We start from the raw sequence: 22,206 nt of genomic DNA on the forward strand, positions 1-22,206 counted from the left end.
GGCTGACGACATCTTCCGGAAAGAGTGGGGGTGCCCCGCTGATGCGGGGCGCTCCGGGGATTACGCGGTGAAGGTCCAGGTCATCGGAACGGATGCTGCGAGGCCCTGGTAGGTGTTGTCCGCCGAGGAGTCGAGGGTGACGGCGAAGGTAAAGGGTACGGTGGCGCCGGCAGCAGGTGCCGCGGGCAGCGTCAAGGTGGACGCCGTGGTCGCAGCGAAACCGGCGAGGGTGCCGGTGTAGATCGTCGAGGCGCCCGAGGTGATCTTCAGGTTCATCTTCGCGCAGATGTCCGTGGCCGACCCGTTTGTCGTGCCGTTGGCCGACGGGGTGCACTTCGTTCCCGGCGTCAGAGTGAACGTCGACGCGGCAGCGGTGCCCGTGTTCTTGATCGCGATGGAGGTCGTGACGGTGTTGCCCGGGGTCATCGTGGTGCTGCCGCCGAACTTGTTGATCGTGGAGCACGTCGCGGCGTTGGTCGACACGGTGCCGCCGTCGGTGCTGGAACACGTGACACTGCCTGCGGCGTTCTGCTCCTGCATGACGAGGGTGCCGCTGGCAGCGGTGTTCGAGCTGTTGGTGATCGACGCGGCGAAGCCGGACAGGGTGCCCGTGAGTGACAACGCCAAAAGGGCGGCCGCGCCCACACCAGCGATCAGGGCAACCGGGGCCATGCGGAACCGGCGAGGGGCACGAGAAGAAGCAGACATTACGACCTCATTTAGAAAGGAGACAAAGAAGATCAAAACGATTGCTTCTTGGTGACCAAGATAAACGACGGACGTGAATATTGCTAGGAGCCTGTACTGCCCCCTTTCGGGGGGCAGCGTCACTCCTTAGTGGCTCCGGGAGTCGAGGTGCTGGCCGCGACCTCGTTGACGTCGAGATTTGCCAGGGCCTTGCCCATCGACTCGAGAGCCCGGGAGACGAGAGGCGCATCTGCCGGCGCGACGACTCCGGCAAAGGCTCCGGCCCACACTGCGCCTATCTCGGCCACCAGTTGGAACCCCGCGGGAGTGACCTCAATGATCGTGCTGCGACGATCCTCGGGGTGGGGTACGCGCTGGGCCCAGCCGCTCTGCTGCATCCGATCAATCAGCCCTGTGACGGAGCCACTGGTCAGCCCTAGCTCTCGTCCCAGGTCTTTCGGGGTGAGTCCTTGGCTTCCCGCGACGTAGACCAGTCCCCGAAGGTCAACTTCTGGCACGTCGCACAGTCGCGCAAGGCGATCTGCCGCCGCGTCGCTGGCTCGCTGGAGCCGGACGTATGCCGTCAGGAGCGTTTGCATGCTTTCGGGAACTTCGGTGAGGACGGGGGTGACGGTGGTGGGAAGTGATGTGGTCATGGGTGTTGACGTCCAAGAAAGTCGGCAGGCAAGAGTGTTGGCAACAAAGATAGACGACTGTCGTGCAAAGGTAAAAAGATTTTGGTCCACTCGCAGTGAGTGCGTGTGTGACGATTCGACTCACTCCTTGGCTCTTCATTCTCCCGTGACGTGAATGATGCGTTCCTGGCTCTGCCTGCCTCCCAGTGGCCGGGCGAGGAATGCAGCGACATGGCATGGCCAGCGTTGGTGTGCCCATTGGCATACCTGGTGAACCGACGTGCCCGTTGAAGTCGACCTGGACCTGGACCTGGACCTGGTAGAGGTGCCCCCGAACTGTTTGGAGATCAGCCAGTGGGGTTAGGCCGAGTTGTTCACGCGCTTTCAGGCGAGTTCCAGGGCCCCGATGGCGATGGTGGGGATGACCACGGTCACCGTCTTTCCCGAGACCAGCGCGGTGATTACGGTCTCTTCGCCGGCTGTCAGACGGGAGACGACCTCGATGTCGCTAGGTACTGCCCGCTTCATTTTCAGGGGTTCACGCATACTCGCTGGCGCGGAGCCCCACAGGAGGAGACCGTGGTGGGCATCGGCCCCGTAGGAGATGCCGTGCATCGTCCGCGTCGAGCTAAAAGTGCCACGCAACTGTAAGGCGGCTCTGCGCGCCGCTCGCGGGCGACGCTGCCCGGTAGATGGTCCTCGGGGGGCCTGTCGGGAGAGGCACAGGGTAGGTAGGACTATCGCCGTCGGCAGCCCCTCTGCACTTGTCGGGCGGGCATTGCCATACCCGGGGCAGCATCGGGGCATGGAACGGATCACGATGCACGTGGACGGAGTTCCACATGATCTGGCTCAGGGGCAAGACATCAGCCAGGTCAAGGAAGCCGTGGTGCAAGCGGCCCAAGACGGTGCGGGCATGGTGACTGTCACTCTGGTCAGGAACAGGGTGCTGGACGTGCTGGTCACACCAGGCATCCCGATCGCGTTCGAATCGGAGGCTGTCCTGGAGGATGTTTGCGACGACGATGACCTCGTAGTGGCCTTTGACTACCCGAGCTTCCACGACTTCACGAGCGAACTCTAAGGTGCCCCCTCAGCCCAGCGACCCACTCGAGCTGATCGAGGCTGCCGTCAGGGGTTGCCTCGAGAGGCTCGAGGAGGACCCGGAACGGGGTGATACGTATGTGCAAGACCTCCGCCATCGGCTCCGCCGGGTTCGCTTCGATGGCCTGCATTAGTGCCCGATAGGTGATCGGTCACCGGGCGACTCCGGCTCTGCCTCCGTCAGATAGGCGTGTGCATCCTCATCAGATCCCCGTCGAACGCCGTGCCGCTCATGACGAGCAGACGGTGTCACGGGCCATCGTCATCGAAGTGCCGACCCGTGTGAGGGCGTGTCGCAGCCAGCGCGACGCGGGGTCGGTGTCGACGCGTCGGTGCCAGCGTTGTTCGACCACGGCGGGAGGCAGATCGAACGGGACGTCGTGGATACGGAGGGGGACCCCGCGGTCGACGAGGTGTGTGGCGAGGCAGCGAGGGACGAGGCAGAGGACGTCGTCCTCGAGCGCCATCACGGCACCCACCGCGTAGGACGGGACGACCGCGGCGACTCGTCGTATCCGGCCGACTTGGTCCAGGGCGTCGTCGAGGGGTCCACGGTCAAGGCCTCGGCGGGACGCGGACACGTGGGGGACCGAGCAGAGGTCGTCGATCGTGAGCACCGGCTCACGCCCTAGACGCGAGGCGGCGGCGACCACGGCGACGAAGGTGTCCGTGAACAGGGCAGCGCTCCGCACGTCGGCGGGGCCGGGGTCGGCGACACCGACGTCGAGGTCGAGGGCGCCGGTTCGGAGGAGGTCGGGGTCCTTGGAGTCCTGCGCGACGAACCGGAGCTGGACGTGCGGGGCCTCCGTCGTGACGAGCCGGGTGAGGCGGGGTGCGAGCACGGGAATCAGGGCGTCGTTGACTCGGATCGTGAATGTCCGTCGCCAGGTCGCGGGGTCACCGGTGGTCTCGAGGCGCAGCTGGTCGGCGTCTTCGAGGAGCGCGCGCACTCGTGCGGCCGCACGCTGCGCGAAGGGGGTCGGCACCATGGTCCTGCCCGCCCGGACCAGGACGGGGTCTCGCAAAGCTCGACGGAGACGACCGAGCGCCCGGCTCGTGGCGGGGACGGACAAGTGCAGCTGCTCAGCGGCTCGGGTCACGCTCCCCGCGGTGACGACGGCGTCGAAGACGCGGAGCAGGTTCAGGTCCATCTGATCGGTAGCCACGACCTCATTGTCGCGGACGCAACAATGCCTTGCAGAGGTTGCGCTTTGCGAGTATCTACGGCCGCCGGAAGATGATCGAGGAGCGGATCGCTCCCCGCACGGCAACGTCCCGCGTGCGGATGCCCAGCACTTGGAGGTCCCCATGGCACGCATCGTGCGCCCGCGAACATTCGGCAGTCCCGACGTCCTCGATATCGTCGAGGTGGAGACCCCGACGCCCGGTCCGGGTGAGGTGGTGGTGGAGGTCCGCGCGGCCGGCGTCAACCCGCTCGATTGGAAGCTCTACAGCGGGGCCTTCCACGAGGTCGATGACGACGAGAAGGAGGCCGCCGGACTCAGGGAGGCGCTGCCGAGCCTCGGCATGGACTGCGCTGGCGTCGTCGTCACGACGGGTCCGGGTGTCACGGGCGTCTCGGTCGGTGACGAGGTCATCGTCTACCCGGTCACGGCCGCCTACGCCGACTACGTCCTGGCGCCGGTGACGTCGCTCATCCCGAAGCCGGCAGGGCTGCCGTGGGCCGAGGCCGGCGGGCTCATGCTCGCCGGGCTCACCGCCGCGCATGCAGTACAGGCGGCCGGCGTCCGCGCGGGGGAGACCGTCCTCGTCCACGGCGGGTCCGGCGGGGTCGGCCTCATGACCGTCCAGCTCCTCCGCCAGCTCGGCGCCCAGGTGGTGGCGACGGCTGCGGCGCGGAACCACGACCTCCTGCGGGACCTCGGCGCGACTCCCGTGGTTTACGGCCCAGGGCTCACGGACCGGGTGCGTGCTGCGGCCCCGCAAGGGGTGGACGCCGCCGTCGACACCGCAGGGACCGAGGAGGCGCTCGACGTGTCACTGGAACTCGTCGCCGACCCAGCCCGCATTGCCTCGATCGTCGGTTCGGATCGGCGGTTCGGCACAGGCATCAAGCTGATCGGCTACGGGCCGGGACAGGACGCCGGAACGCAGTACCGGGCCTCGTTCCGCGGCCGACTCGCTCAGCTGGCCGGCTCTGGCGCGGTGCGCGTCGTCATCGCGGAGAGCTTCTCGCTTGACCAGGCAGCTCGCGCCCACGAGCTTGGGCTCTCGGGCCAGGCCACCGGCAAAATCGTCCTTCTGCCCTGAAAGGTCGAGGTTGCACGCGCGTCAGCAGCTACCGCCCGCTACGCGCTGCAGTCATGAGTGCAGCGTCCCAATAGGGGATCGGCAACCGGCTGTGCCCCGACGTGACGAAGCAGCCCAAGGCGGGAGGAACAACTCCAACGGCAGGGGCACGGGCCCGAGGGAGGCACCGCGCTGACGGCCCGCGCATTCCAGGTCCTGGAGTTGCTGGCACAGAGCCTGTTGAACGCCGAGTTCGGCGCGCATCTTTCGTCGAGCTCGGCACGGTCAAGTACCGTCTTGCGATCTGTTGCCGGAGGCGGGCTCCGGAGACCGCTGCAGGCATCTCTCTGGGGCATCCGGGTCGGGGCGGTCGCCGTCACGTAGCCTCGGGCCGAGTCGGTGCAGCCCCGACGGGTGCGTAGACTCCTCGCCGTGCACGACCGTGCATGACTGCGGACACCGGGGGAACGATGAGGACGAGGGTGTCCCTGCTCGTGTCAGGTCGTCCTGGTCGGACGATCGCGGGCGCGTTCGTCGCGGGCATCGTTACGGGAACGGCGCTGTTGAGTTTGCCTGTGGCGACCACCCCCGGAAACCGGGCCTCGTTGGTCGAGGCGCTCTTCACGGCGACGAGTGCCCTCTGCGTCACGGGCCACGTCGTCGTCGACACTCCAACTTTCTGGTCGCCCTTCGGGCACGTCGTGATCCTCCTGCTGATCCAGATCGGCGGTTTCGGTGTGATGTCCCTGGCGACCCTCCTCGGGCTGCTCGTCGCGCGCCGCCTCGGTCTCCGCACACGCCTGACCGCGGTCAGCGAGTCGCACAGCGTCGGCATCGGCGACGTGCGCCGAGTCCTCCGCGGTGTGGCGCTCATCACCCTCACCTGCGAGACGCTGATCGCCCTCGTACTCACGCTCCGGTGGTTCGTCGGCTACGGAGTGGACCTTCCCCGAGCAGTCTGGCTGGGCGTCTTCCACGCGATCTCGTCGTTCAACAACGCCGGTTTCGCGCTCTTCAGCGACAGCTTGATCTCGTTCGCGACCGACCCCTGGATCTGCCTGCCGATCTGCGCCGGCGTGATCCTCGGCGGTCTCGGGTTCCCGGTTCTCATGGAGTTGCGTCAGCGGATCGCGGTGCCCCGCCGGTGGACCCTGAACACGGTCACGGTGATCGCCGGTACCGCCTTGTTGCTCGTTGTGGGTGCGGTCGTGCTCACGGCTCTCGAATGGACCAACCCCGACACCCTCGGTCCGATGGCTCCGGCTGACCGTCTCTTGTCGGGGTTCACCGCGGCCGTCATGCCGCGGACCGCCGGATTCAACAACCTCGACATCGCAGCGATGCAACCGGCGTCGTGGCTCGTGACCGACATCCTCATGTTCATCGGCGGCGGACCTGCCGGCACGGCGGGCGGGCTCAAGATCACGACCTTCGCGGTGTTGTTCTTCATCGTGGTCGCAGAGCTGCGGGGCGATTCCGCCGTCAACATGTTCGGCAAGCGCCTGCCCCGCTCGGCCCACCGCGAAGCGCTGACGGTGGCGTTGCTCGCCGTCGCCCTGGTGATCGCGTCCACCCTGACGATCATGGTGATCTCGGGGCTCGACTTCGACCGGGTTCTCTTCGAGGTGATATCCGCGTTCGCGACGGTCGGGTTGTCGACCGGCATCACCGCCTCCTTGCCGCCGGCCGCCCAGGTGGTCCTCATCCTGCTGATGTTCGTCGGTCGACTCGGGCCGGTCGCACTCGGGTCGGCCCTGGCCCTCACACGAACGACACGGTTCTACGAACTGCCGAAGGAGCGTCCCATCATTGGTTAGCAACCCGTTCTCCCACCGCCGGCCGAAGCCGGACGCCCGCTCCGTCGCGGTGATCGGCCTCGGACGCTTCGGCGGGTCGCTCGCGACCGAGCTGGCCCGCACCGGGGCAGAGGTGCTCGGCGTCGACACCGACGAGGACATCGTCCAGTCCTTCAACGGTGTCCTGACCCACGTCCTCCGAGCCGACTCGACCCGCCAGGAGGTCCTCGACCAACTCGGCATCGGAGACTTCGACCGAGTCGTCATCGGCATCGGAAACGACATCCAAGCCAGCATCCTCACTGCCTCGATGTTGCGCCGGATGCAAGTCCCCTCCATCTGGGCGAAGGCCATCAACCCCCAGCACGGACTGATCCTCGACCAGCTCGGCGTTGACCACGTCGTCTACCCCGAGGCCGACATGGGCCGTCGGGTCGCGCACCTCGTGCGCGGCTCCATGCTCGACTACGTCGAGTTCGACCACGACCTCGTCGTGGCGAAGACGGTCGCTCCCGCCGAGATCGTCGGTCGTCGACTCGCCGAGAGCGGGATCCGACGTCGCTTCGACGTCACGGTCATCAAGATCCGGTCCCTCGACGGACACTGGCGGGCGGCTTCTGCGGACACCGTCCCCGCCGAGGGCGACCTCATCATCGTCACCGGGCCCCGTGAACGCACCGAGCGGTTCTGTGCACTCTGATCTCGGCGATGGCGCCCGTGACGGATTGAGGGGCGCACGTCAGCCGATGACGGGGCGGTCCTCCGGGTAGTCGTACAGCAGGGTGCGGCGGCGGACGGCGAGGGCCGAGGCGAGGCCGATGGGCCCGACCCGGCCGGCGAACATGAGGGCGGCGAGGACGTACTTGCCGAAGGGGTCGAGCTCGGCGCTCAGCCCCACGCTCAGGCCGCAGGTGGCGAAGGCGGAGATAACCTCGAACAGGATGCGGTCGAGGGGTTCGTCGCTGACGGTCATGATCAGGGCGGTCGCGGCGAGGACGAGGGTCGCGCCGAGGAAGATGACGCTGATCGCGACGCGGAGAGCTGCCTCGGGGACGGTGCGGCGGAACACCCGGACGTTCTTGTCGCCCTTGCCCTCGGCGGCGATCGCGAGGAACAGCAGCGCGATCGTCGTCACCTTGATGCCGCCCGCGGTCGACGCGGACCCGCCGCCGACGAACATGAGGGCGTCGGAGGCGAGGAGGGTGATGGGGTGGGAGGCGCCAGTGTCGACGAGCGCGAAGCCGCCGCTGCGCATCATGGTCGACGCGAACAGGCCGTGGACGATCTTGTCGCCGGGGGCCATGTCCCCGATGGTGGCGGTGTTGCCCCACTCGAGCAGGGTCCACACGATCGCCCCGAAGACCAGCAGGCCGGTGGTCACCGAGAGCGTGAGTTTGGTGTGGAGGTTCCAGCGGCGCACGTGGGTCTTGTGGACCATCAAGATCATGAACACCGGGAAGCCGAGGCTGCCGATGAAGACGCCGGCCATCAGCGGCACAAGGATGAACGGGTCAGTGCCGAACTGCTGGAGGCCGCCTTCGTGAGTGACGAACCCAGCGTTGTTGAAGGCTGAGACCGCGTAGAAGATCCCGTGCCAGGTCCCGGACGCCACGGAGCCCTCGCGGACGATGAAGGCAGGCACGAGCACGAGGGCGAGGGCTGCCTCGACGATCACGGTGGTGAGGACGACGATCTTCAGTAGCGACTGGACCTCGCCGAGCTTGCTGGTGCCGATGCCCTGCTGAGCCATGATGCGGCCCCGAACACCGAGCTTGTGCGTGACGGCCCGGGAGAGCAGCAGGGCGATGGTGACGATGCCGAGGCCCCCGACCTGGATGCCGGCGAGGATCACGACCTGCCCAAAGAACGACCAGTGGGAGGCGGTGTCCACGGTCACGAGGCCCGTGACGGTCATCGCCGACACGGCCGTGAACACTGCGTCGTGAAGGGGTGTCCTGGTGCCGTCCGCAGTTGCGACGGGCAACGCGAGCAGTGCCGAGAACAGCACGATGACGCTGAGGAAGATCCCTAGGGCCACGAGGGCCGGTGACCGTCGCAAAACGCGTTGCGGCAAACCGGCAATGCGTGCGGTGGACGCCCGGGCGTTCACCGCACCACTCCAAGGACGTCGTTCACGGTCGGCAAAGTCGCCCCGGGATGACCCGGAGCCCTCACCGAGCTGCGGCCCGAAGCGACCGAATGCCCCTGGCAGATGCGGGGGAGTGACAATGGGCCTTGAGCAGCCGGACATTGGTCATTGAAGGACATGCGAAGCCGGGAGCTGCCCAGGACCGACGGACGAGGCCGTCGCCGGGAACGTCGACGAAGCAGACTCTTGGATCCATTTTTCTCGTAGCTCTCGGAGGCTGAGCGTCACCGCGCGTGCGTCCTTCGCCGCCTGCAGAACAGCAAGCCCTTCTCTCGTGGGTATCGGCGGAGTGGATCTCCCCACCAGCCTCCGCCCGCTTGCCTGCTCAAGAGCTCGGATGCGTTGTGACACCGCGGACTGGCTGACACCCAAACGATGAGCTGCGCGCCCGAAGCTTCCTTCCTCGGTGACCGCCAGGAGCGTTTCCATCTGAACGAAGAGCGATGCTGTTGCTGCTGTCACGGGTGTCCCTCCTCTGTGCCATATCGGCGAACGGACTGTGCAGGCCACCTTCGCGACGCCGCTGATTAGCCAGTCTGCTGGGTTCTTCCCTTGTCGGGCGTGTGATGTTCGTGAGGAATCCACGTCCTGGCGTGAGGAACCCGTAAGGGCCACCGATCCGGCGCTCCTCCGGGTGTCTACTGACTCGCTGTGCCCACGACGGGCACCGGGCCCTGGTGGCCCGTCGATCGTTCTTCTTGGAGTCGTAGTGCTCGACATCGTGTACGTGCTCGCCGTCATCGCTGTGTTCGCAGTGATAGCCCTCGTGGCGAAGGGGGTCGAGAAGCTGTGATCGTCTTCAGCATCGGCGCGGTCGTCCTCGCGGTGGCCGCTCTCGCGTACCTGGTGTACGCGCTCGTGAAGCCTGAGCGCTTCTGATGGACGCGCTCTTCGGCATCCTCCAGATCCTCACGGTCGTCGTCATCCTGGTGGTCCTCTACCGGCCCGTCGGCGACTACATGGCGACCATGTTCACCACGACGAAGGACCTCCGCGTCGAGCGGGGCTTCTACCGCCTCATCGGCGTCGACTCCGCCTCCGGACAGACCTGGCAGGCCTACCTCCGGGGCGTCCTGGCGTTCTCCCTCGTGGGTGTCCTCCTCGTCTACGCTCTGCAGCGCCTCCAGGGCGTCCTGCCGTACTCGCTCGGCTTCCCCGCCGTGCCCGAGGGACTCTCGTTCAACACCGCCGCTTCCTTCGTCACGAACACCAACTGGCAGTCGTACTCACCCGACGTGACCCTCGGGTACGCGGTGCAGCTCGGCGGCCTCGCCGTGCAGAACTTCGTCTCCGCGGCCGTCGGCATCGTCGTGGCCGTCGCCCTCATCCGGGGCCTCGCCCGAGTGAAGACCGGGACGCTCGGCAACTTCTGGGTCGATCTGACCCGCACGCTCGTCCGCCTCCTGCTGCCCCTCGCCGCGGTCGCGGCGGTCGTGCTCATCGCGGGCGGCGTCGTCCAGAACTTCGCCGGGTTCACCGACGTCGCGACCCTGACCGGCGGCACCGCGACGATCCCCGGCGGCCCCGTCGCGTCGCAGGAGGCCATCAAGCTGCTGGGTACCAACGGAGGCGGCTTCTTCAACGCCAACAGCGCCCACCCGTTCGAGAACCCCACGCCGTGGACGAGCCTGCTGCAGATCCTCCTGATGCTAGTCATCCCGTTCTCGCTGCCGCGCACCTTCGGCCGCATGGTCGGCTCCACCAAGCAGGGCGTCGCGATCGCGGCCGTCATGGCCACCATCTTCGCGGTCTCCTTGTCCGCCCTGACGTGGGCGGAGCTGCGGGGCGCGGGCACGGCACCACAGCTCGCAGGCGGCGCGATGGAAGGCAAGGAGGCGCGGTTCGGCATCTGGGGATCCACCCTGTTCGGCTCCACCTCGACCCTCACCTCGACCGGTGCCGTCAACTCGATGCATGACTCATACACGGCGCTCGGCGGCATGATGCCGATGATCAACATGATGCTCGGTGAGATCGCCCCCGGCGGCGTCGGCTCCGGTCTCTACGGCATGCTCGTCCTGGCCGTCATCACGGTGTTCATCGCCGGCCTTCTCGTCGGCCGCACGCCGGAGTACCTCGGCAAGAAGATCGGGCCTCGCGAGATCAAGCTCGCCAGCCTCTACATCCTCGTCACGCCGACCCTCGTGCTCGCCGGGACCGCACTCAGCTTTGCGATCCCCGCGGTGCGCGCCGACGTCGAGGGCACGTCGATCTGGAACCCGGGCCTGCACGGCTTCAGCGAGGTGCTCTACGCGTTCACGTCGGCGTCGAACAACAACGGTTCGGCCTTCGCGGGGCTCACCGCGAACACCCCGTGGTTCAACACGGCCCTCGGCGTCGCGATGCTGCTCGGCCGGTTCGTGCCGATCGTGCTCGTGCTCGCCCTCGCCGGTTCGTTCGCCGCCCAGGACAAGGTCCCCGCCACCGCCGGGACCCTCCCCACGCACCGCCCGCAGTTCGTGGGCCTGCTCACCGGCGTCTCGGTGATCATCACCGCGCTGACCTACTTCCCCGTCCTCGCACTGGGACCGCTCGCTGAAGGGCTGCAGTAACCATGTCCGTCGTCACCGACACACCCACCACCGACCACGACCACGAGGGCGAGCACGCCCCGACGAACCGAGGAGGCGCGTTCGGCGTCGCCCAGCTGGTCGCGGCCCTGCCCGGCGCGCTCCGCAAACTCGACCCGCGCGAGATGTGGCACAACCCCGTCATGTTCATCGTCGAGGTCGGTGCCGCTTACACGACGATCCTCGCGATCGCCGGCCTCTTCACCGGTCCCGAGACCTCGGGCGGCTCGCCCGTCCCCGGCTCGTTCACCTGGGCCATCGCGGTCTGGCTCTGGCTGACCGTCGTCTTCGCGAACCTCGCCGAGTCCGTCGCCGAGGGTCGCGGCAAGGCACAGGCCGAGACCCTCAAGGCGACCCGCACCAGCACCACCGCCCAGCGCGTGGTCTCGTACGACGCGACGTCCGACGCCGGTGCCGAGCGCGCCTCCTCGGAGTCGGTGTCCTCGGCCGACCTCACGCTCGGCGACACGGTCGTCGTGACCGCCGGCGAGCTGATCCCGGGCGACGGCGACATCGTCTGGGGCATCGCGAGCGTCGACGAGTCGGCGATCACCGGCGAGTCCGCCCCCGTGATCCGCGAGTCGGGCGGCGACCGCAGCGCCGTCACCGGCGGCACCCGGGTGCTGTCCGACCGCGTCGTCGTGCGCATCACGAGCAAGCCGGGCGAGACCTTCGTCGACCGGATGATCCGCCTCGTCGAGGGCGCCTCCCGGCAGAAGACCCCGAACGAGATCGCGCTGAACATCCTGCTCGCGAGCCTGTCGATCGTGTTCGTCGTCGTGACCCTGACGCTGAACCCGATCGCCAGCTACAGCGACGCGTCCGTCAGCATCCCGGTGCTCATCGCGCTGCTGGTCTGCCTCATCCCCACGACGATCGGCGCGCTGCTAAGCGCGATCGGCATCGCCGGCATGGACCGCCTCGTGCAGCGCAACGTGCTCGCGATGTCGGGGCGGGCCGTCGAGGCCGCGGGCGACGTGACGACGCTGCTGCTCGACAAGACCGGCACCATCACCTACGGCAACCGGCAGGCCGCCGAGTTCACGCCCCTCGACGGCATCGCACGGGCCGAGCTCGTCGACGCCGCCGCCCGGTCGTCGCTCGCCGACCCGACGCCCGAGGGCAAGTCGATCGTCGACCTCGCCCTGACGACGGGCTGGCACGACGCGGGCGGTCAGCAGGGAGAGATCGTCCCCTTCACCGCCCAGACTCGCATGTCCGGTCTCGACCTGCCTGACGGCACCCAGATCCGCAAGGGCGCCGGGAACTCTGTCATCGCCTGGATCGAGGAGGACCGCCACCTCGCCAGCACCGAGCACGACGAACTCCAGGGCCGCATCGACGAGATCTCCAACGCCGGCGGGACACCCCTCGTCGTCGCCCTGAAGAGCACCAAGGCCGAGGCCCGAGTCCTCGGCGTCGTCTACCTGAAGGACGTCGTCAAGACCGGCCTGCGCGAGCGCTTCGCCGAACTGCGCAGCATGGGCATCCGCACGGTCATGATCACCGGCGACAACCCCCTCACCGCCAAGGCGATCGCGGCCGAGGCCGGCGTCGACGACTACCTCGCCGAGGCCACCCCGGAGGACAAGCTCGCCCTCATCCGCCGGGAGCAAGAAGGAGGCGCGCTCGTCGCGATGACCGGCGACGGCACCAACGACGCCCCCGCGCTGGCACAGGCCGACGTGGGCGTCGCGATGAACACGGGCACGTCGGCCGCGAAGGAGGCCGGCAACATGGTCGACCTCGACAGCGACCCGACGAAGCTGATCGACATCGTCCGCATCGGCAAGCAGCTGCTCATCACCCGAGGCGCCCTCACGACGTTCTCCATCGCGAACGACATCGCGAAGTACTTCGCGATCATCCCCGCCATGTTCGCCGGGGTGTTCCCCGGGCTCGGGCTGCTGAACGTCATGCAGCTGTCCTCGCCGGCCTCGGCGATCCTCTCGGCGATCATCTTCAACGCCCTCGTGATCGTCGTGCTCATCCCGCTCGCCCTGCGGGGCGTGAAGTACCGGGCGGCGTCGGCGTCGTCGATCCTGTCGCGCAACCTCCTCGTCTACGGACTCGGCGGCGTCGTCGCCCCGTTCGTCGGCATCAAGATCATCGACCTGATCGTCAGCCTGCTCCCCGGCTTCTGAGCCGACGCAGACGACGAACGAGAGAGAGACCATGAACACCCGCACCCTGCTCCGCCAGTACGGTGTCGCCCTCCGCGCGATGCTCGTCTTCACCGTCGTCCTCGGCGTGGCCTACACGGCCGTCGTCACCGGGGTCGGCCAGCTCGTCCTGGGCGGCAAGGCGGACGGTTCCGCCGTCCACGTCGACGGTGAGACCGTCGGCTCGTCACTCATCGGGCAGTCCTTCACCGACGCCGACGGGGCCGCCCTGCCCGAGTGGTTCCAGTCACGGCCCTCCGCTGCCGGTGACGGCTACGACGCCTCGGCCTCGAGCGGCAGCAACTACGGGCCCGAGAACGAGGACCTCATCGCCGCGATCGACGAACGCCGTACAGCGATCGCCGAGAGCGACGGCGTCGACCCGGAGGACGTCCCCGTCGACGCCCTCACCGCCTCCGCGTCGGGACTCGACCCCCACATCAGCCCCGAGTACGCCCGACTCCAGGTCGAGCGGATCGCCGACGCCCGCGACCTGCCCGTCGCGGACGTCGAGGCCCTCGTGGCGGAGCACACCCAGGGCCGGGACCTCGGCTACCTCGGAGAGCCCACGGTGAACGTGCTCGAGCTGAACACGGCCCTGGCCGAGACGGGACGCTGACACCGTGAAGCGAGGGCGGCTCCGGGTGCTGCTCGGCGCCGCCCCCGGCGTCGGCAAGACCTACACCATGCTCGAAGAGGGCACCCGTCTCCGTCGAGACGGCAAGGACGTGGTCGTGGCCGTGGTCGAGACCCACGGGCGCGAGGCCACCGCGGCCATGCTGGGCGACCTGGAGATCGTCCCCCGACGGACGACGTCGCACCGCGGCGTTGAGCTAACCGAGATGGACGTCGACGCGGTCCTCGAGCGGAACCCCGACCTCGCCCTCGTCGACGAACTTGCCCACACCAACGCACCGGGGTCGGTCCGACAGAAGAGATGGCAGGACGTCCAGGTCCTCCTCGACGCCGGCATCAGCGTCGTCTCGACGGTCAACGTGCAGCACATCGAGTCGCTGAACGACGTCGTCGAGAAGATCACCGGGGCGGCGCAACGGGAGACCGTCCCGGACAGCATCCTCCGCGGCGCCGACCAGGTCGAGGTCGTTGACCTCGCACCGCAGGCCCTTCGCGACCGCCTCGCCGAGGGCAACGTCTACCCCGCTGTCCGGGTCGATGCCGCGCTCTCGAACTACTTCCGGCTCGGCAACCTCACGGCGCTCCGGGAGCTGGCCCTGCTGTGGCTCGCCGACGAGGTCGACAGCGCCCTGAAGGCCTACCGGCGTGAGAAGGGCATCGACAGCAAGTGGGAGGCCCGGGAACGCGTCGTCGTCGCCCTCACGGGCGGCCCTGAGGGGGAGACCCTGATCCGCAGGGGTGCGCGGATCGCTGCCCGGTCCTCGGGCGGTGAGCTCGTCACCGTCCACGTCATCGCCCAGGACGGTCTCCGCGACGCCCACCCCGGGGCGCTGTCGGCCCAACGGGCTCTGACGGAGAAGCTCGGCGGCACCTACCACCAGGTCGTCGGAGGCGACGTGCCGGAAGCGCTCGTCCAGTTCGCGAAGGCGATGAACGCCTCCCAGCTCGTCATCGGCGTCAGCCGGCGGAGCCGGATCACCGCAGCTCTGTCGGGCCCCGGCATCGGCGCCACCGTGATCCGCGAATCCGGTGACATCGACGTGCACATCGTCACCCACGCCGCGGCCGGCGGCCGGTTCACGCTCCCGCGGGCCGGCGGTGCGTTGACCCTCCGTCGCAGGCTTCTCGGCGGGGCCCTCGCCCTCGTCCTCGGCCCCCTGCTGACCTGGCTGCTCGTGGCCTTCCGCAGTGACGAGTCCTTGACGAGCGACGTCCTCGTCTACCAGCTCCTCGTCGTCGTGGTCGCCCTCGTCGGCGGGATCTGGCCTGCTCTGTTCGCCGCGGTGCTCTCCGGGGTGACGCTCGACTTCTTCTTCGTCGAGCCCTACGACAGCATCACCGTCGGCCGCCCTCTGCACCTGTTGACTCTGATCCTCTACGTCGTCATCGCGCTGCTTGTCAGCTACGTCGTCGACCAGGCCGCCCGCAAGTCACGCTCGGCTGCGAGGGCCCTGGCGGAGTCCGAGCTCCTGGCAGCCGTCGCCGGCGGAGTCATCCGCGGACAGGACGCCCTCCACGCGATCCTGTCCCGCACGCAGGACGCGTTCCGTCTCCGATCGGTCTCGGTGATCGACACCGACGGAGCGGTCGTGGACTCCGTCGGCACCGCACGGAGAGGCGAGGAGACCACGGTCGTCGCCGCGGGGGAGAAGGCGCGCCTGGAGATGACCGGACCGCCCCTGGCCGCCTCCGAACGGCGCCTCCTAACCGTCATCGCCGCCCAAGTGGAGACGGCGCTGGAGCACAAGGCCCTGTCGGCCACGGCCGAGTCGGCCGGCCCCATGGCCCAGGTCGACCGAGTGCGAACGGCACTGCTCGCCGCCGTCGGGCACGACCTCCGGCGCCCTCTGGCTTCGGCCACGGCGGCGGTGACCGGCCTGCAGCAGCACGGTGTCGTCTGGGACGACCACGACCGCGACGAATTGCTCACCACGGCTCACGAGAGCCTCGACGCGCTCTCGGCCCTCGTCACCAATCTCCTCGACGTCAGCCGAGTCCAGGCGGGTGCTCTCGCGGTCTCCCGTCAACCCCTCGACGTCGATGACGTCCTCTTCGCCGCCATGGACGAACTCCAGGCCGGCCTCGGCCGGATGGAGCTGCAGATCGCCGATGACGTCCCTCCCGTCGACGCCGACCCCGTCCTCCTGCAACGGGTGCTGGTGAACCTCCTCGACAACGCCGTCAAACACGGTCCCGCCGGCGTCCCCGTCCGCCTCTCGGCGAGCACCTTCGGGGACGTCGTGGAGATCCGAGTCGCCGACCGGGGACCCGGGATCAGCCCGGACCGCCTGGATCTGGTGTTCGTCCCGTTCCAACGCCTCGGCGACACCGACAACACCGCAGGCCTCGGCCTCGGGCTGGCCATCGCCAAGGGCTTCACCGAGGGCATGGGCGGCACCCTCACGGCCGAAGAGACCCCGGGAGGCGGTCTCACCATGGTCGTCTCCCTCCCCGCCCTCCCCGACCCGGCTGAGAAAGCAGACGCATGAAGATCCTCATCGCCGACGACGATCCCCAGATCGTCCGCGCCCTCACCCTGACCCTCGCAGCCGTCGGGTACGAGATCGCCACCGCCGCCGACGGAGCCGAGGCGCTCCGGGCCGCCATCGACGAACACCCGGACGTCGTCATGGTCGACCTCGGCATGCCCAACGTCGACGGTATCGGAGTCATTCAGGGCCTCCGAGGGTGGTCCAACATCCCGGTCCTCGTGGTCTCCGGTCGAGCGGGGGCGTCGGACAAGGTCGAAGCCCTCGACGCGGGTGCCGACGACTACATCACCAAGCCCTTCGCGATGGACGAACTCCTCGCCCGCCTTCGGGCGCTCACGAGGCGGACGGCACCCGTGGCAGACGAACCGGCCGTGGTCTTCGGGGAAATCCGGGTCGATTTCGCGGCCAAGAGCGTCGTCCGCGTCCCTGATCAGGTCATCCGGCTCACCCCCACGGAGTGGCGGATCCTCGAGATCCTCGTGCGGAACCCGGGCCGGCTCGTGACCCGGGAGGACATCCTCACCCGCATCTGGGGCCCGACCCACGCCAACGACGGCGGGTACCTCCGCCTCTACGTCTCTCAGCTGCGGAAGAAGCTCGAAGCCGTCCCGACCCGGCCTCGCCACATCGAGACCGTGCAGGGCATGGGGTACCGCTTCATCCCCGAGAACCGTCCACGCTGAGGCGAGACGAAGGACATCAGAGCCAGCCCTTGCGACGGAAGATGAGCCACAGCCCCACCCCCATGGACAGCATCGCCCCTACTGCGAGGGGATAACCCGCAGCCCAGCCGAGCTCGGGCATGTGCTCGAAGTTCATGCCGTAGACGGTCCCGATCAACGTCGGGGCGAAGAGGATCGCCGCCCAGGACGAGATCGTCTTGCTCTCCTCGGCTCGGCGCACCCCGAGGCGCGACACGTCGCGCGTCTCCCGCCCGAGTGCCAGGCTCGCCTCGGACAGGCGACGAAGCTCGTCGTTCTGCCGCTCGGTCTCGACGGCCGCGTGGATCGTCAACGCGTCGCGGAGGGACGCGCGGAGCATCCCCGCCCTCTCGCTGAGGTTAGCCCACCGGGCCGCCTCGGCGCTGGTCACCGACGACGTGGCCGGGCGAACAGCGGAAGGGGTCTCGAGTGCGTCGTGCTCGGCGACGTAGCGACCGACACGTCGCAGGCACCGCTGCAGCAGTGACACGTCGCGAAGGGCAGCGTGCAGGGGCTGAAAGGACCTGGTCTGCTCATCGAGGAGGCCGTCCTCGACCTCGTCCACTCGGGTCGCTACGACCTCGAGGACAGCGTCGTAGGACGCCAGCACGAGACGCAGGTGCGCACCCATGGCCGCTCGCCGACCCTCCACGCCGAGGCCCGGCGCGAGATCGGCACGGTGACCGAAGACCTCGAGACGACCCGAGTCGTCCGTGCGGATGAGCGGGAGGTGCGAGACGTCGTTCACGGGCGGGGCTGAGGTCATGGACCGTGTCTACCGGCCGGCGCTGCTCGACCTGGTCGTCCTCACGAGACCCATGCGCCAGGCCCAAGAGTCCTTACGTACTCCTGACGCTCGCCGTCACAGGAATGCCGCCACGAGCGACGAGCGCAGGTCGGGCACATCTGCGCTCTGATCATGGCTGTCGACGACGACGCCCGTGACCTGGAGGGGGCGGTGCTCCAAGAGGTCTGCGAGGGTCAGTTCGGTGCGCTCATCGGTGAACAACATCGGCAGGATGACGGCGTTCGCAGACACTTCCGTCCCGCACCGGTTCAGCCCGTGACTGCGCACTTGTCCGAGCACTCCCCGGATCATCGCGAGATGAGTCCCGGACACTCGACGTGCTTCGTCAGCGTGCTCGACGAGCAGGACCTGACTCACCGGCTCCAGTGAGGGAAGCTGCGCCTCAATGGCAGTGGCCAGCACGTGCTTCAGGTGCCGTGACTGCCCCCGAGTCATGGCCGAAGTGTCATCGATCTGTACGACGAGGGCGCGATATCGCGGCCCTGAGCCGATGGCTCGCGCCTTCGCCGAGAATCCGACGAGAGAGGCGGTGCCGCCGCGGACGGATCGTTCCAGTTGGTCCGTTCCCAGCGTCCTGTGCCACGCCCCGCTGGTAAAAACGTCCGCGTTCACGGGTACGCGCTCTGCTTGGTCGGGGTGCTGGGAAGTGCCAGCCAAACCTCTTCCCACAGGGTGAGGTAGCGGTCGGTGGAGATGTGCCCTGCGTCAAGCTCTCGTTCCAAGGCGAATAGCCGGGCTGCGGTCGCGCGCACGCACGCCGCGTCGCCCATGACGACAAGTCCGCTCGGAGTGCAGGTCGACGATGCCGACAGCTCCCGAACCGACTCGCGAAGCCCACGCGTCGTCAGCTCGAGAATCCCGAACCCGAGCCCCCAGGCGATCAGGACCACCAATCCGATGACGTGCGCCGGTGCCCACGACACCATGAAGATCACGATCGACACGGCGAGGATCGCTCCTCCGAGGGGCCAGGTCTGACGTGCGTGCAGGAGGCGACGATCGTGCAGGCTCGTCCCTGGTCGATGCACCGTGAGGGTGATCTGTTGAACAACCGTGGAGCGAGCTGGCGCCTGATCCAGGCTGCCCCAGGAATGGGCGCCGTCGACCAGGTCATGGACGGCGTGGCGGACCGACCGGGGCACCTCGGCTGCGCTCATCGGGCGTGTCGACGCCGGAGGCGCCCCACCGTGACGTCACCAGGGCAGGGGACGGCGAGAAGATCGCCGACCCGCAGGTCCGCCGGCAGGTCGACGACCGCGACGGACGGCCCCTCGTCATCGAGCCCGACCACCACGGCTGTGTCGTGCACGGTCGAGATCCTCCCGATGAGCCGGAGCTCGCCGATGACCACGGGTGCACAGCCGAGCCGCCCGTCGACCTGGACCACGATCGCGCCGGACGTGTGACGACTCACCGTCCGGACGCTGACCACGATCGCGGTCGCGTCGTCCACTGGAGACACGCGTCCGCCCGAGCGAGGGATCAGGGCCGCACCCGTATGAACACAAGGTGTCTCGCAGATGCTGGCAAGGCGGACCAGGGAGACGCCACCAATGACGACGTCATCAACTGTGGGGTGAGTCCTCTCGGGCCACGAATCCGCGGCAAATGGATCAGCGATGACGCGTCGCATCGACGGGAGGATGTCGGTGAGGGTCACGAGCGATCCGCCGCGCCGGCAGACCGGCGCCGGAGCTGATCCGTCACGGACCGAGCAGAGTGAGAGTGCATGAGACAGTCCTACGAGACTTGCTCGTCGTCCGGGGCGACCCTGGCGACATCCATGCGCTCTCGACCGTCATCCTGACGGCATTCGTGCACGACGCCGTCGCGACCGAGTCGGTTCGGTCGTGACCACAGTGGTGGTGCCCGATAGGGGATCGGCTTACGGACGGCGCTAGTGGGTGTGTCGGTGGCCGGTCCAGACGGGGAAGGGGTCGACCAAGTCACGCCACGAGGCGGGGTCGCTGAGCAGCTCGTCGTTGGTGAGGAGGCAGGTGTCGAGGTCTCGGCGGATGGCGGCGACGTCGAGGTCGAGGCCGAAGAAGGCGATCTGTTGCCCGTGAGGTGAGTCGGGGTGCCACGACGGGAGTGACGTGGGGTCCAGGCTCAGCATCTGTCCGACGCTCGACCAGGAGCCGACCCGGTCGCTACGGGTGGCGAACTGCGTGAAGCCGCGTGACCGCAGCACCGTGCCGACGGCCCCCGGGGCAAAGGTGCGCTCCACGACTGCCGCGAGACGCTCCGGATGGAAGGGGCGCTCGTTCCGGTAGACGANGCTCCGAGAGAGCCTGCATCCAGCCGGCCGCGCCAGCGAGCTGCGCTGCGCCGCCTCGTAGCGACAGCGAGTCACGGGTAAGTTCTTCGGCCTTGCAAACGGAGGTCTCGGGTGCGAGCCGGGCGAGCAGTCGTTCGAGGATCTGGAGGTCCTGCGGGGGCACGGCTGCGGTGTCCGTGAGCATGACGACGGTGGCGTGCTCGACGAGGTCAATGACGTGTTCGGCGGCGAAGAACCTGTCGTCCACACCGCGCAAGGCCAGATCAGCGAGATCGACCGCGCTCACCCCGGCCACTACGTGCTGGAGCAGACACTCTCCGCCCGGCCTGCCCAGGTCGGAGTCGACCAGCGCACCGAGCAACACCGCCAACGCCCGCAACGGGGTGCCTGGGGCGAGGGCGGCGACGACGTCGACGCGGGCACCGGATCTCGCCAGGTCGAGGGAGAGCCGATGAATGACGTCGGCACCCTCTTGCACGTCTGGGCCGACGGTGACGAGATGACTCGCATCGCCGGCGATCTCCTGCGCGATTCGTTCGATCTCGGTGGCGTCCTGCCCGCCGACGAGGACGATGCCCCGGTGTCGCGAGGTGGGCGAGGAAGCGGGTCGGGTGGCCATGCCGCTACGCTAGTTGATAACTGTTCTCACTAACAATCGGAGGCGTCATGAAGGTCCGCAATTCGCTCAAGGCGCTGAAGGCCATTCCTGGATCGCAGGTCGTGCGTCGGCGTGGCCGGGTCTTCGTCATCAACAAGAAGGACCCGCGCTGGAAGGCCCGTCAGGGCTGACGACCTTCACTGCTGGCGCGTTCTGCCGCCGCTGGTCCGTGGCATTGGTTCCGGTTCTCATCATCATCTAGATCAATGCATTGCCATGCGTGCATGCGTCTGCTTTGCTGGACGCATTCACCCGATGAGAAAGGCGCCACCCATGGCTGACACCGAAGTCCACGCAGAGCACACCGTCACCGAGCACGAGCACGGCACGGCGTGCGGTCACGAGACCGTGACGCACAACGATCACGTCGACTACGTCCATGGCGACCACAAGCACGCACAGCACGGCGACCACTACGACGAGCACTGAACTTCTGGCGCTGACCGGCGTTAAGCGACGAGGGCCCCACCATCTGGTGGGGCCCTCGTCGCATTCGTAAACGCTAATGTGACGCTCATGAGCACCGATTCCCTTGAGTCTGCAGCGGACCTCTTCAAGGCGCTCTCATCGGCGTCGAGACTCCGACTCCTACGCCATCTCGGTCACGGCGATGCGGGCGTGACTGCCCTCGTCGAGGCGTCGGGCCTGGCGCAGCCGCTGGTGTCGCAGCACCTGCGCGTCCTCCGGGCGGCCGGCCTGGTCGAGGTCAACCGCGTAGGCAGGGAAGCGATCTACTCGGTCGCCGACCGACACGTCTCCCACATTGTCGATGACGCGGTAGAACACGTGGGCGAGGCTCCAAGACTCGAGGTACGCGCCCGATAGAGGATCGGCCACCGGTCACATCCATCAGTCTGTTGGACGACGGGCATGTCGCGGGCATCCTGGTGCGCGAACCGGCGCGCTATGGTCCAGGCATGACGCGTCGTGCTGGTCTGACTTCCCGCCTCGTTCTGGTTGCCGGCCTGGCCGCGTTGGTTGTGGGCATCGTCGTCCTTGCCATCGCGGCGGCGCAGCCGGTGTCCTTCGGGTGGTTCGCCTATGCGCCCCTGTCGGCTACGACGTTCACAGCCGAGGGTGTGCACATGTTCTCGACCGCAAGCCTTGTGGGCGCGGCCATCGTCGTCATCAGCTTGCTCGTGCTGGCAGCATGGCTCGGCTACCGACAGGGTGTGCGCCGCAAGCCTTGACGAGGCGTCCCGATAGGGGATCGGCTGCCGGGCGGGGCGTCCTTGCGGCCGAGCACCAGGCAGAGGCGGCGGATGCCGCAACGTTCATTC

At 67.9% G+C, this 22,206-nt stretch carries 25 protein-coding genes; 14 read left to right on the top strand and 11 right to left on the bottom strand.

Annotated features, from left to right (window positions below; genetic code table 11):
* Positions 1–60 precede the first annotated feature (60 nt).
* From IFT88_RS16560 to IFT88_RS16570, 3 genes are all read right to left on the bottom strand, one after another.
* A complete protein-coding gene (locus tag IFT88_RS16560; protein WP_342212191.1) occupies positions 61–831 on the bottom strand; it encodes a hypothetical protein in 771 nt (256 codons plus the stop codon).
* Positions 828–1,343 (bottom strand): MarR family winged helix-turn-helix transcriptional regulator, encoded by a 516-nt coding sequence (locus IFT88_RS16565; protein ID WP_192121992.1) that lies wholly within the window; start codon positions 1,341–1,343, stop codon positions 828–830. Before IFT88_RS16565 ends, IFT88_RS16560 begins: the two co-directional genes overlap by 4 nt.
* 363 nt (positions 1,344–1,706) lie before the next feature.
* Positions 1,707–1,937 (bottom strand): hypothetical protein, encoded by a 231-nt coding sequence (locus IFT88_RS16570; protein ID WP_192121994.1) that lies wholly within the window; start codon positions 1,935–1,937, stop codon positions 1,707–1,709.
* Positions 1,938–2,127: 190 nt separating this feature from the next.
* On the opposite strand from IFT88_RS16570, the gene IFT88_RS16575 reads away from it, so the two are divergent.
* Positions 2,128–2,406: a hypothetical protein gene (locus IFT88_RS16575; RefSeq protein WP_192121996.1), complete on the top strand. Its 279-nt coding sequence runs from the start codon at positions 2,128–2,130 to the stop codon at positions 2,404–2,406.
* A 250-nt stretch (positions 2,407–2,656) separates the two neighbouring features.
* On the opposite strand, the gene IFT88_RS16580 is transcribed toward IFT88_RS16575, so the two are convergent.
* Positions 2,657–3,592, bottom strand: a complete 936-nt coding sequence (locus IFT88_RS16580; RefSeq protein ID WP_342212192.1) for a LysR family transcriptional regulator — start codon at positions 3,590–3,592, stop codon at positions 2,657–2,659.
* Between the two features lie 142 nt (positions 3,593–3,734).
* Here IFT88_RS16580 and IFT88_RS16585 point away from each other — a divergent pair, with 142 nt between their 5' ends.
* From IFT88_RS16585 to IFT88_RS16595, 3 genes are all read left to right on the top strand, one after another.
* On the top strand, positions 3,735–4,697 hold the full coding sequence (locus IFT88_RS16585) for an NADP-dependent oxidoreductase (RefSeq protein WP_192121998.1): 963 nt from the start codon (positions 3,735–3,737) through the stop codon (positions 4,695–4,697).
* Between the two features lie 554 nt (positions 4,698–5,251).
* On the top strand, positions 5,252–6,493 hold the full coding sequence (locus IFT88_RS16590) for a TrkH family potassium uptake protein (RefSeq protein WP_342212193.1): 1,242 nt from the start codon (positions 5,252–5,254) through the stop codon (positions 6,491–6,493).
* Positions 6,486–7,172, top strand: a complete 687-nt coding sequence (locus tag IFT88_RS16595) for a potassium channel family protein (RefSeq protein WP_192122002.1) — start codon at positions 6,486–6,488, stop codon at positions 7,170–7,172. Before IFT88_RS16590 ends, IFT88_RS16595 begins: the two co-directional genes overlap by 8 nt.
* A 39-nt stretch (positions 7,173–7,211) precedes the next feature.
* On the opposite strand, the gene IFT88_RS16600 is transcribed toward IFT88_RS16595, so the two are convergent.
* Together IFT88_RS16600 and IFT88_RS17785 are read right to left on the bottom strand one after the other, a co-directional pair.
* On the bottom strand, positions 7,212–8,510 hold the full coding sequence (locus tag IFT88_RS16600) for a TrkH family potassium uptake protein (RefSeq protein ID WP_342212194.1): 1,299 nt from the start codon (positions 8,508–8,510) through the stop codon (positions 7,212–7,214).
* Between the two features lie 216 nt (positions 8,511–8,726).
* Entirely contained in the window at positions 8,727–9,362 is a 636-nt protein-coding gene (locus tag IFT88_RS17785) for a LysR family transcriptional regulator (RefSeq protein WP_446718841.1), read from the bottom strand.
* Between the two features lie 48 nt (positions 9,363–9,410).
* On the opposite strand from IFT88_RS17785, the gene kdpF reads away from it, so the two are divergent.
* From kdpF to IFT88_RS16635, 6 genes are read left to right on the top strand one after another with little or no spacing between them, the layout of a single operon-like run.
* On the top strand, positions 9,411–9,500 hold the full coding sequence (gene kdpF / locus IFT88_RS17500) for a K(+)-transporting ATPase subunit F (protein ID WP_159825887.1): 90 nt from the start codon (positions 9,411–9,413) through the stop codon (positions 9,498–9,500).
* Positions 9,500–11,173, top strand: coding sequence for a potassium-transporting ATPase subunit KdpA (gene kdpA, locus IFT88_RS16615; protein WP_192122006.1), 1,674 nt, complete (start codon positions 9,500–9,502; stop codon positions 11,171–11,173). The genes kdpF and kdpA overlap by 1 nt, the downstream gene beginning before the upstream one ends.
* 2 nt (positions 11,174–11,175) lie before the next feature.
* Positions 11,176–13,335, top strand: a complete 2,160-nt coding sequence (gene kdpB, locus IFT88_RS16620; protein WP_192122008.1) for a potassium-transporting ATPase subunit KdpB — start codon at positions 11,176–11,178, stop codon at positions 13,333–13,335.
* Between the two features lie 31 nt (positions 13,336–13,366).
* Positions 13,367–13,972 carry a potassium-transporting ATPase subunit KdpC gene (kdpC, locus tag IFT88_RS16625; protein WP_192122010.1) on the top strand — a complete coding sequence of 202 codons (606 nt, stop codon included), beginning with the start codon at positions 13,367–13,369 and terminating at the stop codon, positions 13,970–13,972.
* A 4-nt stretch (positions 13,973–13,976) separates the two neighbouring features.
* Positions 13,977–16,478, top strand: a complete 2,502-nt coding sequence (locus IFT88_RS16630; RefSeq protein WP_192122013.1) for an ATP-binding protein — start codon at positions 13,977–13,979, stop codon at positions 16,476–16,478.
* On the top strand, positions 16,475–17,164 hold the full coding sequence (locus IFT88_RS16635) for a response regulator (protein WP_192122015.1): 690 nt from the start codon (positions 16,475–16,477) through the stop codon (positions 17,162–17,164). The genes IFT88_RS16630 and IFT88_RS16635 overlap by 4 nt, the downstream gene beginning before the upstream one ends.
* 16 nt (positions 17,165–17,180) lie before the next feature.
* Here the strand turns inward: IFT88_RS16635 and IFT88_RS16640 are convergent, their stop codons facing one another.
* The 5 genes from IFT88_RS16640 to IFT88_RS17790 form a co-directional block, all read right to left on the bottom strand.
* Positions 17,181–17,948: a CorA family divalent cation transporter gene (locus IFT88_RS16640; RefSeq protein ID WP_199859355.1), complete on the bottom strand. Its 768-nt coding sequence runs from the start codon at positions 17,946–17,948 to the stop codon at positions 17,181–17,183.
* A gap of 96 nt (positions 17,949–18,044) precedes the next feature.
* Positions 18,045–18,425 carry a hypothetical protein gene (locus IFT88_RS16645; RefSeq protein ID WP_192122017.1) on the bottom strand — a complete coding sequence of 127 codons (381 nt, stop codon included), beginning with the start codon at positions 18,423–18,425 and terminating at the stop codon, positions 18,045–18,047.
* A 173-nt stretch (positions 18,426–18,598) separates the two neighbouring features.
* Positions 18,599–19,147: a DUF6611 family protein gene (locus tag IFT88_RS16650; protein WP_192122019.1), complete on the bottom strand. Its 549-nt coding sequence runs from the start codon at positions 19,145–19,147 to the stop codon at positions 18,599–18,601.
* The gene (locus IFT88_RS16655; protein WP_192122021.1) at positions 19,144–19,650 is read right to left on the bottom strand and encodes a hypothetical protein; all 507 of its coding nucleotides are present in this window, start codon (positions 19,648–19,650) and stop codon (positions 19,144–19,146) included. Before IFT88_RS16655 ends, IFT88_RS16650 begins: the two co-directional genes overlap by 4 nt.
* A gap of 237 nt (positions 19,651–19,887) precedes the next feature.
* Positions 19,888–20,267: GTP-binding protein (locus IFT88_RS17790; protein ID WP_446718842.1), on the bottom strand; the 380-nt coding region annotated here is incomplete at its 5' end.
* Positions 20,268–20,934: 667 nt separating this feature from the next.
* On the opposite strand from IFT88_RS17790, the gene ykgO reads away from it, so the two are divergent.
* The 4 genes from ykgO to IFT88_RS16685 all read left to right on the top strand — a co-directional run bounded on the left by ykgO (position 20,935) and on the right by IFT88_RS16685 (position 22,116).
* Positions 20,935–21,057 (top strand): type B 50S ribosomal protein L36, encoded by a 123-nt coding sequence (ykgO, locus tag IFT88_RS16670; RefSeq protein WP_055795327.1) that lies wholly within the window; start codon positions 20,935–20,937, stop codon positions 21,055–21,057.
* Between the two features lie 142 nt (positions 21,058–21,199).
* Positions 21,200–21,355, top strand: a complete 156-nt coding sequence (locus tag IFT88_RS16675; protein ID WP_192122027.1) for a zinc transporter permease — start codon at positions 21,200–21,202, stop codon at positions 21,353–21,355.
* An 87-nt stretch (positions 21,356–21,442) separates the two neighbouring features.
* Complete coding sequence (locus IFT88_RS16680; protein WP_192122029.1) at positions 21,443–21,751, top strand: ArsR/SmtB family transcription factor; 309 nt, start codon at positions 21,443–21,445, stop codon at positions 21,749–21,751.
* Positions 21,752–21,843: 92 nt separating this feature from the next.
* Positions 21,844–22,116: a hypothetical protein gene (locus IFT88_RS16685; protein ID WP_043594878.1), complete on the top strand. Its 273-nt coding sequence runs from the start codon at positions 21,844–21,846 to the stop codon at positions 22,114–22,116.
* The last annotated feature ends 90 nt before the right edge of the window (positions 22,117–22,206 follow it).

The sequence above is a fragment of the Frigoribacterium sp. CFBP 8751 genome, assembly GCF_014841545.1.
Taxonomy (GTDB): Bacteria; Actinomycetota; Actinomycetes; order Actinomycetales; family Microbacteriaceae; genus Frigoribacterium.

Coding starts and splice junctions, on each gene's coding strand:
- IFT88_RS16565 (WP_192121992.1), bottom strand. CDS start 1,343: ATGACCACATCACTTCCCACCACCGTCACCCCCGTCCTCACCGAAGTT.
- IFT88_RS16570 (WP_192121994.1), bottom strand. CDS start 1,937: ATGCACGGCATCTCCTACGGGGCCGATGCCCACCACGGTCTCCTCCTG.
- IFT88_RS16575 (WP_192121996.1), top strand. CDS start 2,128: ATGGAACGGATCACGATGCACGTGGACGGAGTTCCACATGATCTGGCT.
- IFT88_RS16585 (WP_192121998.1), top strand. CDS start 3,735: ATGGCACGCATCGTGCGCCCGCGAACATTCGGCAGTCCCGACGTCCTC.
- IFT88_RS17785 (WP_446718841.1), bottom strand. CDS start 9,362: ATGACGGCGAGCACGTACACGATGTCGAGCACTACGACTCCAAGAAGA.
- kdpA (WP_192122006.1), top strand. CDS start 9,500: ATGGACGCGCTCTTCGGCATCCTCCAGATCCTCACGGTCGTCGTCATC.
- kdpB (WP_192122008.1), top strand. CDS start 11,176: ATGTCCGTCGTCACCGACACACCCACCACCGACCACGACCACGAGGGC.
- kdpC (WP_192122010.1), top strand. CDS start 13,367: ATGAACACCCGCACCCTGCTCCGCCAGTACGGTGTCGCCCTCCGCGCG.
- IFT88_RS16635 (WP_192122015.1), top strand. CDS start 16,475: ATGAAGATCCTCATCGCCGACGACGATCCCCAGATCGTCCGCGCCCTC.
- IFT88_RS16640 (WP_199859355.1), bottom strand. CDS start 17,948: ATGACCTCAGCCCCGCCCGTGAACGACGTCTCGCACCTCCCGCTCATC.
- IFT88_RS16645 (WP_192122017.1), bottom strand. CDS start 18,425: ATGACTCGGGGGCAGTCACGGCACCTGAAGCACGTGCTGGCCACTGCC.
- IFT88_RS16650 (WP_192122019.1), bottom strand. CDS start 19,147: ATGAGCGCAGCCGAGGTGCCCCGGTCGGTCCGCCACGCCGTCCATGAC.
- ykgO (WP_055795327.1), top strand. CDS start 20,935: ATGAAGGTCCGCAATTCGCTCAAGGCGCTGAAGGCCATTCCTGGATCG.
- IFT88_RS16675 (WP_192122027.1), top strand. CDS start 21,200: ATGGCTGACACCGAAGTCCACGCAGAGCACACCGTCACCGAGCACGAG.
- IFT88_RS16680 (WP_192122029.1), top strand. CDS start 21,443: ATGAGCACCGATTCCCTTGAGTCTGCAGCGGACCTCTTCAAGGCGCTC.
- IFT88_RS16685 (WP_043594878.1), top strand. CDS start 21,844: ATGACGCGTCGTGCTGGTCTGACTTCCCGCCTCGTTCTGGTTGCCGGC.